At 68.8% G+C, this 13140-nt stretch carries 11 protein-coding genes; 5 read left to right on the top strand and 6 right to left on the bottom strand.

The window, feature by feature from the left end; translation table 11 throughout:
- Positions 1 to 4 precede the first annotated feature (4 nt).
- Complete coding sequence (gene glnA / locus AB0P18_RS07095) at positions 5 to 1429, bottom strand: type I glutamate--ammonia ligase (protein WP_344053690.1); 1425 nt, start codon at positions 1427 to 1429, stop codon at positions 5 to 7.
- 132 nt (positions 1430 to 1561) lie between these two features.
- Here glnA and AB0P18_RS07090 point away from each other — a divergent pair, with 132 nt between their 5' ends.
- Positions 1562 to 1969, top strand: coding sequence for an RDD family protein (locus AB0P18_RS07090; RefSeq protein ID WP_344053688.1), 408 nt, complete (start codon positions 1562 to 1564; stop codon positions 1967 to 1969).
- Positions 1970 to 1981: 12 nt separating this feature from the next.
- Here the strand turns inward: AB0P18_RS07090 and AB0P18_RS07085 are convergent, their stop codons facing one another.
- Positions 1982 to 2692, bottom strand: a complete 711-nt coding sequence (locus tag AB0P18_RS07085) for a DUF4191 family protein (RefSeq protein ID WP_344053686.1) — start codon at positions 2690 to 2692, stop codon at positions 1982 to 1984.
- A gap of 123 nt (positions 2693 to 2815) precedes the next feature.
- Here AB0P18_RS07085 and AB0P18_RS07080 point away from each other — a divergent pair, with 123 nt between their 5' ends.
- On the top strand, positions 2816 to 4120 hold the full coding sequence (locus AB0P18_RS07080) for a hypothetical protein (protein ID WP_363359480.1): 1305 nt from the start codon (positions 2816 to 2818) through the stop codon (positions 4118 to 4120).
- Positions 4121 to 4129: 9 nt separating this feature from the next.
- Here AB0P18_RS07080 and sucB read toward each other — a convergent pair whose 3' ends face one another.
- From sucB to AB0P18_RS07065, 3 genes are all read right to left on the bottom strand, one after another.
- Positions 4130 to 5890 (bottom strand): 2-oxoglutarate dehydrogenase, E2 component, dihydrolipoamide succinyltransferase, encoded by a 1761-nt coding sequence (gene sucB, locus AB0P18_RS07075; RefSeq protein ID WP_363359479.1) that lies wholly within the window; start codon positions 5888 to 5890, stop codon positions 4130 to 4132.
- Positions 5891 to 5962: 72 nt separating this feature from the next.
- Positions 5963 to 7336, bottom strand: coding sequence for a dihydrolipoyl dehydrogenase (gene lpdA / locus AB0P18_RS07070; protein WP_344053678.1), 1374 nt, complete (start codon positions 7334 to 7336; stop codon positions 5963 to 5965).
- A complete protein-coding gene (locus tag AB0P18_RS07065; protein WP_363359478.1) occupies positions 7333 to 8811 on the bottom strand; it encodes a leucyl aminopeptidase in 1479 nt (492 codons plus the stop codon). Before AB0P18_RS07065 ends, lpdA begins: the two co-directional genes overlap by 4 nt.
- Before the next feature lie 85 nt (positions 8812 to 8896).
- Between AB0P18_RS07065 and AB0P18_RS07060 the strand changes: the two genes are divergently transcribed.
- From AB0P18_RS07060 to AB0P18_RS07050, 3 genes are all read left to right on the top strand, one after another.
- On the top strand, positions 8897 to 9820 hold the full coding sequence (locus AB0P18_RS07060) for a PAC2 family protein (RefSeq protein WP_344053675.1): 924 nt from the start codon (positions 8897 to 8899) through the stop codon (positions 9818 to 9820).
- A 212-nt stretch (positions 9821 to 10032) separates the two neighbouring features.
- On the top strand, positions 10033 to 11415 hold the full coding sequence (locus AB0P18_RS07055; RefSeq protein ID WP_363359477.1) for an RNA polymerase sigma factor: 1383 nt from the start codon (positions 10033 to 10035) through the stop codon (positions 11413 to 11415).
- Positions 11415 to 12116: a coenzyme F420-0:L-glutamate ligase gene (locus AB0P18_RS07050; RefSeq protein ID WP_363359476.1), complete on the top strand. Its 702-nt coding sequence runs from the start codon at positions 11415 to 11417 to the stop codon at positions 12114 to 12116. The genes AB0P18_RS07055 and AB0P18_RS07050 overlap by 1 nt, the downstream gene beginning before the upstream one ends.
- On the opposite strand, the gene AB0P18_RS07045 is transcribed toward AB0P18_RS07050, so the two are convergent.
- Positions 12113 to 13135 carry a sugar-transfer associated ATP-grasp domain-containing protein gene (locus AB0P18_RS07045; RefSeq protein WP_363359475.1) on the bottom strand — a complete coding sequence of 341 codons (1023 nt, stop codon included), beginning with the start codon at positions 13133 to 13135 and terminating at the stop codon, positions 12113 to 12115. The two genes, AB0P18_RS07050 and AB0P18_RS07045, sit on opposite strands and share 4 nt — an antisense overlap.
- Positions 13136 to 13140: the final 5 nt, after the last annotated feature.

The raw sequence follows: 13140 nt of genomic DNA, 5'->3' as shown, positions 1-13140 counted from the left end.
TGTCTCAGACGCCGAAGTACAGCTCGAACTCGAACGGGTGCGGTCGCGCGGCGATCGGCTTGATCTCGTTCTCGATCTTGTACTCGATCCAGGTCTCGATCAGCTCAGGCGTGAAGACGCCGCCGGCGAGGAGGAACTCGTGATCGGCCGCGAGGGCGTCCAGCGAGTCCAGGAGCGAGTTCGGGACCTGAGGGATGTTCTTGGCCTCCTCGGGGGGAAGCTCGTACAGGTCCTTGTCGACCGGCTCGTGCGGCTCGATGCGGTTCTTGATGCCGTCCAGGCCGGCCATGAGCTGCGCCGCGAAGGCGAGGTAGGGGTTGCCCGAGGCGTCCGGTGCCCGGAACTCGAGGCGCTTGGCCTTGGGGTTCGAGCCCGTGATCGGGATGCGGATCGCCGCGGACCGGTTGCCCGCCGAGTAAACGAGGTTGACCGGCGCCTCGTAGCCCTTGACGAGTCGCTTGTACGAGTTGATCGTCGGGTTGGTGAAGGCGAGCACCGCGGGCGCGTGGGCCAGCAGGCCGCCGATGTACCAGCGGGCGACGTCGCTGAGTCCGCCGTAGCCGGCCTCGTCGTAGAAGAGCGGCTTGCCCTCGAGCCACAGCGACTGGTGCACGTGCATGCCCGAGCCGTTGTCGCCGAACAGCGGCTTGGGCATGAAGGTCGCGACCTTGCCCCACTGCTCCGAGGTGTTCTTGACGATGTACTTGAACTTCAGGATGTCATCCGCCGCGTGCACCATCGTGTCGAAGCGGTAGTTGATCTCCTGCTGTCCACCGGTGCCGACCTCGTGGTGCGAGCGCTCGAGGGTGAAACCCGCCTCGATGAGCTTGAGCGTGATGTCGTCGCGCAGGTCGGCGGTCTTGTCGACCGGGCTGACGGGGAAGTAGCCGCCCTTGTACGGGGTCTTGTTGGCGAGGTTGCCGCCCTCTTCGACACGGCCCGAGTTCCACGCGCCCTCTTCGGAGTCGACGGAGTAGAAGCTCGAGTTCTGCTTGATCTCGAAGCGCACGTCGTCGAAGATGTAGAACTCCGCCTCGGGGGCGAAGTACGCCGTGTCGGCGATACCGGTGGAGGCGAGGTACTTCTCGGCCTTCTTGGCGACCTGACGCGGGTCCTTGTGGTAGATCTCGCCCGTGCGCGGGTTGTAGATGTCGAAGATCATGATGAGGGTCTTCGCCTCGCGGAACTGGTCGAGGTACGCCGTCGACACGTCCGGGATGAGCTGCATGTCCGACTCGTGGATGTTCGCGAAGCCGCGGATCGAGGAGCCGTCGAACAGCTGGCCGACGGTGAAGAACTCCTCGTCGACGGTCGAGGCGGGGATGTTGAAGTGCTGCTGCACACCAGGAAGATCCGTGAAACGGATGTCGAGGAACTTGACGTCCTCGTCCTTGATGAACTTGAGCACCTCGGATGAATCTTTGAACATGAAGGCTCCAGAGTTAGGGCATCGGGAACTGCCGCCCGCAAGCGGGCTTTCACGAACCGTACCGGGAGGGCATTGCCCGGCAGTGACACCATTGTTTCCGGCATGTTACGCGACGCTCGTTAGGCTGACCACATGGTCTCACCCGATGCGCTTCCCTCCGGCGGATACCCGGGCGAGCGTCTCGGACTCCCTGAGGAAGGCCGCGGGAGCCTCGCAAAGCTCGGTCGCCGGGTGTGGGCGATCCTGATCGACTGGGCCTGCGCCGTGGTGATCTCGATCTCGTTCTTCGACTATGCGCCGCTGGCGACCACGCTCGTCTTCGTCGTCGTGCAGATCATCTTCATCCCGACGATCGGAGGCAGTCCCGGTCACCGGCTCCTGGGCATGCGCGTCCAGCGGGTGACGGGGGAATGGCCGGGACTGTGGCGCCCGGTCGTGCGCTCGGTGCTCCTCGGCCTCGTGATCCCCGCGGTGATCTGGGATGCCGACAACAGGGGTCTGCACGACAAAGCGGCCGGCACCGTGCTTGTGCGCGCCTAGCGCGCCGCCGGACTAGCGCGGGCGCGGGGCGCGCGCCTTCGTGGGGTCGATGCCCTTCGGGATGGGCAGCGACGCCAGCGACTGGGAGACGGACTCGAGCCGCTTGATGACCGCAGCCATCGTCGCGCGGTCGATCTTGGTCGGCAGGGCCTTGATCGTCGAGGCGAGCTTCGCGATCGGCACCTCGTCGGCACCGTGCCCGACGTAGAGGACGGTGACGGGCACGCCGGCGGCGACGCGCTGAGCCTTCGAGCGTTCGTCGTTCACGAGCCGGGTGAGCCGGCCGCGGGCCCCTTCGCCGACGATGACGACTCCACCGCGCCCGACGGCGCGGTAAACCGCTTCCTGCGTCTTGGGGTTCACGCCGACCGGCATCTCGCTGGACTGCCACTTGCGTCCCAGCGACGTCGACAGCACATGGCCGGCCGCGCCCGGCATCCCGTCGATCTGCTTGTACATCGCGCTCGTGGACAGGCGCGTCATCGTCATGAGCGACGCGAGGATGCCGAGCATGACGCCCGTGATCGCCCAGAGGATGATGCTCCACAGCGCGACCGGCGGCAGCAGGAAGCCGATCGCGACGCCGAGCCCGGTGGCGAGGATCATGATGCCGATCAGCAGCCACGGCAGCCAGGGGTACGCCTTGCGCGTGAACGTGAACAGGGTGCGGATCTGCGAGAAGAATCCGGGCCGCTTCTCGGGCGCCGTACTGCGTGCTGCCATGGCACCAGCCTACCTTTCCGCGTCCGCGGCATCCGCTCCTTCCCTGCGCCGTCCTCCGGGACGTTGTGCACAGATGAGGCTGCGCGGGTCCACCGGGAGTGTTGCGGCATGCACGCTCGGAGGGTGATCGAGGATGACGAGCACCTTCTGCATGCGGGCCTCCGGGTGATCCGGATCGTTCGCGACGACGCCGCCGTTCCCTGGCCCGGGGCGCTCGCGGCCGATCCGACGGGAACGACGACGTTCGTCGTGGATGCCGCGCGATTCGGTTCCGGGTGGCCGGGCTGGCAGGCCGACGGGCACTCTCATGTGCTCGCGCCACACGACATCCTGCGGCGCGACGACGGCCACGACCTCCTGCTGCCTCCGTGCGTCGAGCGGATCGCCGATTTCCTCCGGCGGCGCACGGACGCCGGCGATCTCATGGCCGGGGAGGCGGTCACGCTCGCGGTGAGCATGACGCGCGGCCTCATGGAGGCGGGGGATGCGGCGGACACGAGCACCGGCGCGTGGTGGCTCACAGAAGACGGTCGCCCCGTCCTCGCCGTCGACAGCGGTGATCGGGTGTGCATCGACGAGACGCTCGCGCGGCTGCAGGAACTCGCGGGTGCCGTGCCCGAGGTCGCCGATGCCGTCCTGGCCGCGCACGACGGGATGGCCGAGCCTCGGACGCGACGTCGGGAGTGCACGCGGTTCGAGACGGAGATGTTCGACCTCGCCGAACCGGCAGCCCTCGCGACGAGCACGTTCGGTCCTCGACGCGCGCGGACGTCGCCCGAGCCGCGTCGGATCGAGGCCCAGGTCGTCGCGGACGCGCCTCGGCCTCCCGCGCTGCTGCACGCGCTGGTCCGTCACGTCGACGCAGACTGGGCAGACCTGCTCTCGCGGACGACGACGGGCGCGTGGCGGGCGCTGCGCTCTCGGGAGCGAGCACGGCGCCCCTGGCTCGTCGCGGCGGGTGCTGCCGCGACCGTCCTGATCGCCGGCCTGCTGTGGCCGACCGTCCCGTCAGGGTCGGCGACGGCGGAGACACCGAACGGCTCGGACGGCGCGGTGTCGACCCCGCCCCCGTCGGAGCCCACACCGTCGCCGTCACCCGGAGCCGAGCCGCATTCGGACGTCCTCGATTCCGGTGCGCACCCGACCGACCTCGTCACGGTCGCCTCAGAGTTGCTCTCCGCACGGGTGGCATGCGCGGGGGAGCCGACATGTCTGGTGGGCGTTCAGGAGTCGCCGGATGCCGCATTCCCCGCGGGGGTCATCGACCTGCCGGTGGACGGACGCTCGCTCGTGCTGCTCGACGAGTTCGGCGGCGCAGCCGTGCTGCGGGTGGAGGCGCTCGACGCGAGCACCGGCCCGCAGCTCGTGGTGATCGTCAAGCTCGGCGACGGCTGGGAACTGCGTGACGTCCACGACGTCTCGCAGTGACCAAGGGGATCAGATGCCGAGCTGGCCTTCGAACGACGCGTCCTCCAGACGCTTCTTCACCGTGGTGAGGAAGCGCGCAGCGTCCGCGCCGTCCACGATCCGGTGGTCGTAGGAGAGAGCGAGGTAGACGTACGAGCGGATCGCGATCGCGTCCTTCCCGTCGACCTGGACCAGACCGGGCCGCTTGACGACGACGCCCGTCCCGAGGATGGCCGACTGCGGCAGGAACACGACCGGCGTGTCGAAAAGCGCACCGCGCGAACCCGTGTTGGTCAAGGTGAACGTGCCACCGGCCAGCTCGTCGGGCTTGAGCTTGTTGCTGCGCGTGCGTGCGGCGAGATCGGCGATCTCGTGCGCGATCTGCGCCACGTTCTTCGCGGCCGCGTCACGCAGCACCGGCGTGAGCAGTCCACGCTCGGTGTCGACCGCGATCGAGAGGTTCTCCGATGCGGGGTACACGATCTGGTCACCGTCGACGGTGGCGTTGATCACGGGGTTCGACTGCAGGGCCTCCGCCGCCGCGAGGGCGAAGAAGGGCAGGAACGACAGCTTGTCTCCGGTCTTGGCCAGGAAGTCGGCCTTCACCGCATCGCGGTAGGACGCGAGCTTGGTGACGTCCACCTCGACGACGGTGGTGAGCTGAGCGGTCGCCTGCATCGAGGCCACGGCGCGCTCCGCGAGCACCTTGCGCAGCCGAGACATCGGCTGCGTGGTTCCCCGCAAAGGGGAGACCTCGACCGCCGCAGGTGCGGCAGAGACGGGCGCGGCCGCAGCGGCCGGCGCAGCCGCCTTCTGCGCGGCCTGCAGGACATCCTCCTTGCGGATGCGCCCGCCGACGCCGGTGCCCTTCACGGCGGCCAGATCCACGCCCTGCTGCTGCGCCAGGCGACGGACGAGCGGCGTCACGTACGCGGTCACGTCGTCGTCGCTGTCCGCGGCTGCCGGAGCGGGCGCGGACGGAGCCGGAGCTGCGGCAGGAGCGGCGGGAGCCGGAGCCGGAGCGGTGGGGGCAGGAGCAGCGGCCGGAGCCGGAGCAGCGGCGGGGGCGGCTTCTGCCGGGGGTGCGGGGGCGGGGGCTTCTTCGGCCGCGGGCGCCTGCTGCGGGGCGGCCTCCTGCGGCGCGGCAGCGCCGTCGCCGATGCGCGCCAGCGCGGCGCCGACCTCGACGGTCTCGTCCTCCTGCACGAAGATCTGCTGCAGCACGCCGGCGAACGGAGAGGGGATCTCGGTGTCGACCTTGTCGGTCGAGATCTCCAGGAGCGCCTCGTCCACCTCGACGGCGTCGCCGACGCTCTTGAGCCAGCGGGTGACGGTTCCCTCGGTCACACTCTCACCCAGCTCGGGTAGGACGACATCCTTGCCCTCGCCGCCCGCGGCGGGCGCTTGCGAAGGCGCGGCTGCTTCGGCGGGCGCCGGTTCGGCCGGTGCCTGCTCCGCCGGTGACTGCTCGGCTGCCGGGGCCTCCGCGGCGGGTGCGGGCTCCTCGACCGGCGCAGCCTGCGCGGGAGAATCGTCCGCGGCCGGCGCCGAGGAACCGTCGCCGATCTTGGCCAGGACGGCGCCGACCTCGACGGTCTCGTCCTCCTGTACGAGGATCTCCTCGATCACGCCGCTGATCGGTGAAGGGATCTCGGTGTCGACCTTGTCCGTCGAGATCTCCAGCAGTCCTTCGTCCGCCTGTACGGTGTCGCCGACGTTCTTGAGCCAGCGGGTGACCGTTCCCTCGGTGACGCTCTCGCCGAGCGCGGGGAGGACCACGGAAGTGCTCATGTGCATGACTCCTTCAGAATGCCGATGTCGTTCTAGCTTAGTGATGCCGCCGCGATCGCGCGTCGGCCGCGCTCAGAGCGCGTGAAGCGGTTTTCCGGCCAGCGCGAGGAACGCTTCGCCGAGCGCTTCGCTCTGCGTGGGGTGGGCGTGGACGAACGGGGCGATGTCCTCGGGATGGGCCTCCCAGCCCACGGCGAGCTGCCCCTCGGTGATGAGCTCGCCGACACGATCCCCGACGAGGTGCACGCCCAGCACGGGCCCGTCCTTGCGACGGACGACCTTCACCAGCCCGCCCGTGCCGATGATCTCGCTCTTGCCGTTGCCGGCCAGGTTGTACTCGTAGGAGATCACCTGATCGGCCCCGTGCGCGGCGATCGCCTGCGCCTCGGTGATTCCCACGGAGGCCACTTCCGGGTGGCTGTAGGTGACCTTGGGGATCTGCACATCGGGGATCAGTACGGGGTCCAGCCCTCCGATCTGCTCGGCGACGTAGATGCCCTGCTGGAACCCGCGGTGCGCGAGTTGGAGCCCCGGCACGATGTCGCCGACGGCCCACACGTGCTCCACCCCGGTGCGCAGTCGCTCGTCGGTCTGCACGAAGCCGCGGTCGATCCCGACGCCGGCCTCTTCGAAGCCGAGGCCGGCTGTCGCCGGCCCCCGGCCGACCGCGACGAGAAGATAGTCGGCCTCGAAGCTCTTGCCGTCCTCGAGCGTGACGGTGACGGCATCCGCGGTCTGCGTGACCGACTGGAAGCGCACGCCGAGCGAGGAGGCGATGCCGCGGCGCCGGAAGGCGCGTTCGAGCCCCTTGCTCATCGCGACGTCCTCGTTGGGCACGAGGTGATCCAGCGCCTCGACGATCGTCACCTCGACGCCGAAGGACCGCCACACACTCGCGAACTCGACGCCGATGACCCCACCGCCGAGGATGACGACACGGCGCGGGATCTCTTCGAGCTCGAGGGCGTGCTCGCTCGTGAGGACACGTCCTCCGATCTCCAGTCCGGGCAGGGTTCGGCTGTACGACCCTGTCGCGAGCACGACGTCACCGCCGCGATAGAGGTCGTCGCCCACGCGCACGGCGGGCCCCTGCTCCAGCCGGCCCTCGCCGCGGACGACCGTGATGCCACGGGCCGCGATGAGACCTTCGAGTCCCTTGAACTTCTTGGCGACGATGCCCTCGCGGTACGCACGCACCCCGGCGGGATCGACGCCTTCGAGCGTCGCCCTGATGCCGATGGATGCCGCATCCCTGGCGACATCGGCGACTTCGGCCGCGTGCAGGAGCGCCTTGGTCGGAATACACCCGCGGTGCAGGCATGTGCCGCCGAGCTTGTCCTTCTCCACGAGGGCGACGGACTTGCCGAGCTCGGCCGCGCGCAGCGCCGCGGCGTAGCCGCCGCTGCCGCCTCCGAGGATGACGACGTCGAAAGTGTGATCGGTCATCGGGTCTCCTCCCGTCCGACGAAGCGGATGAGCGATCGGACCGTCGCGCCGGTGGGTCCCTTGTCGGTGAAGCCGTAGCCGGCGCCCTTGTTCATGCCCACCCCCGCGATGTCGAGGTGCACCCACGGGATGCGCGGCGCATCGGGCTCGTCCGAGACCCGACCCACGAAGTGGCGCAGGAAGAGTCCCGCGAACAGGGAGCCTCCGGCGGGATCGCCGATCTTGGCGTTCTGCAGATCGGCGATGGGGGAGTCGAGCTCGTCCACCATGTGCGCCGGCAGCGGCAGTTGCCAGGCGAGTTCTCCCGCATCCGCCGAGACGGCCAGGTAGTCGGCGACGGCGGCGTCCTCGCCCATCACGCCCGCGTGGCGATTGCCGAGGGCGATCGTGATCGCTCCGGTCAGCGTCGCGACGTCCACGATCACGTCCGGATGCTCGCGGCTCGCGGCCACGAGTCCGTCGGCCAGGACGAGACGCCCTTCCGCATCCGTGTTGAGCACCTCGACCGTCGTGCCGTCGGCGATGCGCAGCACGTCTCCCGGCCGGGTGGCGTTTCCGGAGGGCATGTTGTCGGCGATGCACAGCCACGCGGTCGCGTGCACGGGCAGTCCCAGGGTCGCGACCGCCCGGACGACCGCCAACGCGGTCGCCGCGCCGCACATGTCGTACTTCATCCCGACCATCGAGGCCGGCGGTTTGAGCGAGAGTCCGCCGGTGTCGAACGTGATTCCCTTGCCGACGAGCGCCACGTGGCGCTGCGCGTCCTCCGGGGCGTAGTCCACGCGCACGAGGCGCGGTGGGCGGTCCGATCCCTGTCCAACGCCGAGGATGCCGCCGAATCCGCCGTCGCGGAGGTCTTCCTCGTCGTAGACGTCGACGGTCACGGGAAGATCGGCCACGGAGGCGACCGCGCGCTCGGCGAAATCGGCGGGGCCCAGCCATTCGGCGGGGATCGAAACGAGATCCTTCACGAGCGCGACGGCCGAGGCCTCGGCGACGACAGCGGCGACATCCTCGGCAGCGGGCTCGACGGAGGCGTGGACCTGCACGCGCCGGGCCCGCGGCTTGGGCTGCTCGCTCTTGTAGCCGTCGAAGCGATATCCGCCCAGCGTCGCGCCTTCGGCGGCGGGGCGCCAGTGCTCGGAGTCGGCCGTGAGCACACCGACGGCGACGCTCTCGAAGCCGGTGAGAAGGCGGATGCCGGTGCCGACGGCCTCGCGGATCGCGGCGGGATCCGCCCCCGAGCCGGCGCCCACGACAGCGAGCGGGAGAGTCGTGCTCTGCGGCGCGTAGACACGCTGGAATGCATGGAGCGAGCCGCTGAAGCCCGTGGCCGAGAGGGCTTCGAACAGCCCTGGCCAGTCGTCGTCCACCGGTGGTTCGGCGGGATCGAAGGACGGCACGACCAGCAGCACTGCGGTGGCGTCCGTCTCTCGGAGGGGGGTAGTGTGCACGGAGAGGTCGGGAAACGACATGGGTTCCATCCTAGGAGCGCGACTGTTCGCTCTGAGCGGGATGCGCGCGACCTCGACGCGTGACGTCGGCTCGTAGCATGGGGGAATGGCTCTCTCCGGTCCGCTGTACGAGCGCGTCGCCTCGGCGCCGCCGATTCCGCGCGGACTGCCCCTCGTGATCGCGCTCACCGGGTTCACCGACGCCGGAAGCGCCGTGAGCCGAGTCGTGGATTACTTCCGGGATTCGCTCGAACCGACACCGGTCGCCGTCTTCTCCAACGACGTGCTGCTGGATTACCGAGCCCGGCGCCCCCTCATCTCCTTCGACCAGGATCACCTCTCGGACTATCGCCCGCCGCGATTGGAGCTGTCCTTCGCTCACGACTCGCTCGGGCAGCCGTTCCTGCTGCTCGCAGGATACGAGCCCGATTTCGCGTGGGACGCCTTCACGGATGCCGTCCTCGACTTCGCCGCCGCCTACGACGTCGAGTCCGTCACGTGGGTGCACGCGATCCCGATGCCCGTGCCGCACACCCGGCCGATCGGCACGACCGTGAGCGGCACGCGCGCCGAACTGACGGAAGCCCATTCCGTGTGGCAGCCGCACACCCAGGTTCCCGCGACCGCCGGGCATCTCCTGGAATACCGATTCGCCGAAGCCGGGGCTCTCGTGGCGGGGTTCGTGCTGCTCGTTCCGCACTACCTCGGGGACACCGAGTACCCCGCGGCGGCGCTGGCAGGGCTCGACAGTCTCACCGTGGCGACGGGACTCGTCTTCGCCGGCGACGAACTGCGCGAAGAGAACCGCGAGTACCTCGCCAAGGTGGACGAGCAGGTCGCCGGCAGCGACGATCTCTCGCGGATGGTGCAGGGGCTCGAAGAGCGTTACGACTCCTACATGGCGGGATCCACGCTCGGGAGCCCGATCATCCACACCGGCGATCTGCCGAGCGCGGACGAGCTCGCAGCCGAGCTGGAGCGGTTCCTGGCCAATCGGCCCACCGGAGACGACGAGAAGCGCGGCGCCTGAGGCGGGGAATTCCCGATGGTGCGATCGGGTTGCACCAGAAGAACAACGGCGCACGTCGGATGTGCGCGACGGATGTGCGATAATGGATGACCTGACCCGTTGTCAACCGGCTCTGCGAGGCTTCCTCGCCGGAGTGGGGACTTGACAAGGGTCTTACTAGTGTCCGAAATCTACCGAGGGGCGTCCCGACGCCCGACGGTGAAAGGCGAACCGTGACCTCAGGCACGAAGACCACGACCCGCGCGCGCAGCGCGAAGGACACCGCGGTGGAGGATTCCGCGGAGGAGACCGCGACGACCCCCGCGAAGAAGGCGCCCGCGAAGAAGGCGACTCCCAAGGCGGCCGCGAAGACCCCGGCGAAGAGCACGGCCAAGAAGGCCGCCTCGAAGGATGCCGACGTCGAAGATCTGGCGGATGACGTCGAACTCGACGACGAGGTGGAGATCGACGACGCCGTCGAAGGCCTCGACGACGCCGAGGACGACGAGAAGCCCAAGGCGACGAAGGGCAAGGGAAAGGCTGCACCCGCCGCCGACGGCGAGGCGGACGCATCCGATGAGGATGACGAGGAAGAGGAGGAGACCAAGCCGGCCTTCTCCGAGCCTCTTCCCACCGGCGCGATCGTCATCTCCTCGGGTGACGACGACGAGGTGCCCGTCTACTCGACGATGATCACCGGCGCGACGGCCGACCCGGTCAAGGACTACCTGAAGCAGATCGGCAAGGTCCCGCTGCTGAACGCGGCGGAAGAAGTCGAGCTCGCGATGCGCATCGAGGCGGGCCTGTTCGCCGAAGAGAAGCTCTCGCACATGACCCCGGCGGAGAAGTCCAGCCAGACCGGGCTCGACCTGCAGTGGGTCGCCCGCGATGGTCAGCGCGCGAAGAGCCACCTCCTCGGTGCGAACCTGCGCCTGGTCGTGTCGCTCGCCAAGCGCTACACCGGCCGCGGCATGCAGTTCCTGGACCTGATCCAGGAGGGCAACCTGGGTCTGATCCGTGCGGTCGAGAAGTTCGACTACACGAAGGGCTTCAAGTTCTCCACCTACGCGACATGGTGGATCCGGCAGGCGATCACGCGCGCGATGGCCGACCAGGCCCGCACGATCCGCATCCCCGTCCACATGGTGGAGGTCATCAACAAGCTCGCGCGGGTCCAGCGCCAGATGCTGCAGGACCTCGGTCGCGAACCCACGCCCGAGGAGCTCAGCCGCGAGCTCGACATGACGCCCGAGAAGGTCATCGAGGTTCAGAAGTACGGCCGCGAGCCGATCTCGCTGCACACCCCGCTGGGCGAGGACGGCGACAGCGAGTTCGGCGACCTGATCGAGGACACCGAGGCGGTCGTTCCCGCCGACGCGGTGGGCTTCACGATGCTGCAGCGTCAGCTGGAGTCGCTCCTGGACTCCCTGAGCGAGCGCGAAGCCGGTGTCATCCGGATGCGCTTCGGTCTCGGTGACGGTCAGCCCAAGACGCTCGATCAGATCGGCGACACGTTCGGGGTGACGCGCGAGCGCATCCGCCAGATCGAGTCCAAGACGATGGCGAAGCTGCGTCACCCGTCGCGGTCGCAGTCGCTGCGCGACTACCTCGAGTGATGAGCGCGGCCAACGCCGGCAAGGCGCTGACGGTCGAAGTCGACGGATCGTCGTACTCCCGCATCCCGATCCGCACGCGCGTCGTGATGCCGGGGGACGATCTGGACGCCTTCGTCCGCGAATACGCGACGGACGTGGTGAAACCCGGTGACATCTTCTTCGTGACCGAGAAGATCGTCGCGATCACCCAGGGACGGTCGTACCTGGTCGAGGACATCACCCCGCGCCGACTCGCCCTGTTCCTGTCGAAGTTCGTGGTGCGCACTCCGTACGGCATCGGTCTGGGCATGCCGGAGACGATGGAGATGGCGCTGCGCGAGTGCGGCACCATCCGCATCCTGTTCGCCGCGGCGGTCTCCGCCGTCACGAAGCTCTTCGGCCGCAAGGGCGACTTCTACCGCATCGCCGGCGACAAGGCCCGTGCGATCGACGGCCCTACGAGCGGCACGATCCCGCCCTACAACAAGGCCGTCGTGCTCGGACCGGAGCGGCCGCGCGAGGTCGCGCGCCATCTGAAGACGCTGATCGGCGGGATGGCCGAGGTGGCGGTCGTCGACATCAACGACCTGGGCGGGAACATCCTGGGCTCGACGCTCGACAAGGCCGCCGAAAGGCGGCTGGTCGCGATCCTGAAGGACAATCCGCTCGGACAGGGTCACGAGTCCACGCCCCTCGGCGTCGTCCGCGCAGCGGGGGACTAGAAGCCGATCGCCTCGCGGTAGCGGGCCTTGTGCCCGGTGCGGATGCCGGTCGCGCTGGGTTTGTTCTCGTACACCCCGGCACCCCAGTTGCCCTCGACGAGAACAGGCCCGTCGGGGGTGACCACGACGTCCCATCCCACGTACTGCACCTGCGGGACGACCCGGGCGACGCGGTCGATGAACGAGCGGACCTCGTCCATCATCGGCAGCTGGAAGCCGCCGATCACGAAGCCCGAATCCGGATGCCGCGCGTGCACGTGCCCGTGCGAGTCATAGCCCGGCCCGACGGCGCGCCCGTCGTCGTCGAGCATCGTGTAGAAGCCGCCGAACGTCATCTGATCGCTCACCGCGCCGCGGCCGAACTTCTGCGCCATCGCGAGGATGTGCGTGCGCTCCCCGTCGAAGAACGCCGTGATGCGGGTCGTGTTCACCGTGCCCGGGCACACCGCGGCGAGGGCCGCGTGCTGCACGATGACTTCTTCGATCAGCAGCTCGCCGCGCGCGAGGAGCCCGCGATGGAACTCCTCGGCCTCCGTGATCTCCGCAGCGTGATAGCGGTGCACTCCCGTCCCCGCCTGGCCGACCGGCTCCTTCGTGACGATCGTCCCGTGGCGCTGCGCGAAGGCGAAGACCTCCGCGGCGTTGCCCTCCTCGACCACCATCCACTCACGGTGCAGGTGCTCGGAGAACACCCGGTCGAACTCCACCTTGTCCTGGAAGATGTAGCGGAAATCGGGGTGATCGAACTTCTGCGAGAGCTGGTTGGAGACCGGATGGGTCATGTAGGTCGCGCGCTCCGCGGCGGTGAGGATCGCGAAGTCGTAGTCGATGTAGTCCTGGAATCCGACGTTGCGGAAACCCGCCTGCCACAGCATGTCCACCACGACGGCGGGGGTCCACTTCTTGTGCTGGGCGGACGCCTCCTTGGCGCGCTCGAGGACGGATCCGACATCGATCCGACGCGCGCGGCCGACGAGGTAACGAAGGCGCGGCGCGATGCCGAGGCCTTGCTGAGGCATGCGGA

The organism is Microbacterium sp. NPDC064584 (genome assembly GCF_040687315.1).
In the GTDB taxonomy this organism is placed as follows: domain Bacteria; phylum Actinomycetota; class Actinomycetes; order Actinomycetales; family Microbacteriaceae; genus Microbacterium; species Microbacterium lacus.
Note: the sequence above shows the minus strand (reverse complement) of the source record. Positions and strands in the feature narration are given on the sequence as shown.

Excerpts from the sequence above, each read along its gene's own strand:
- glnA (WP_344053690.1), bottom strand. The coding sequence starts at position 1,429 with ATGTTCAAAGATTCATCCGAGGTGCTCAAGTTCATCAAGGACGAGGAC.
- AB0P18_RS07090 (WP_344053688.1), top strand. The coding sequence starts at position 1,562 with ATGGTCTCACCCGATGCGCTTCCCTCCGGCGGATACCCGGGCGAGCGT.
- AB0P18_RS07085 (WP_344053686.1), bottom strand. The coding sequence starts at position 2,692 with ATGGCAGCACGCAGTACGGCGCCCGAGAAGCGGCCCGGATTCTTCTCG.
- sucB (WP_363359479.1), bottom strand. The coding sequence starts at position 5,890 with ATGAGCACTTCCGTGGTCCTCCCCGCGCTCGGCGAGAGCGTCACCGAG.
- lpdA (WP_344053678.1), bottom strand. The coding sequence starts at position 7,336 with ATGACCGATCACACTTTCGACGTCGTCATCCTCGGAGGCGGCAGCGGC.
- AB0P18_RS07065 (WP_363359478.1), bottom strand. The coding sequence starts at position 8,811 with ATGTCGTTTCCCGACCTCTCCGTGCACACTACCCCCCTCCGAGAGACG.
- AB0P18_RS07060 (WP_344053675.1), top strand. The coding sequence starts at position 8,897 with ATGGCTCTCTCCGGTCCGCTGTACGAGCGCGTCGCCTCGGCGCCGCCG.
- AB0P18_RS07050 (WP_363359476.1), top strand. The coding sequence starts at position 11,415 with ATGAGCGCGGCCAACGCCGGCAAGGCGCTGACGGTCGAAGTCGACGGA.
- AB0P18_RS07045 (WP_363359475.1), bottom strand. The coding sequence starts at position 13,135 with ATGCCTCAGCAAGGCCTCGGCATCGCGCCGCGCCTTCGTTACCTCGTC.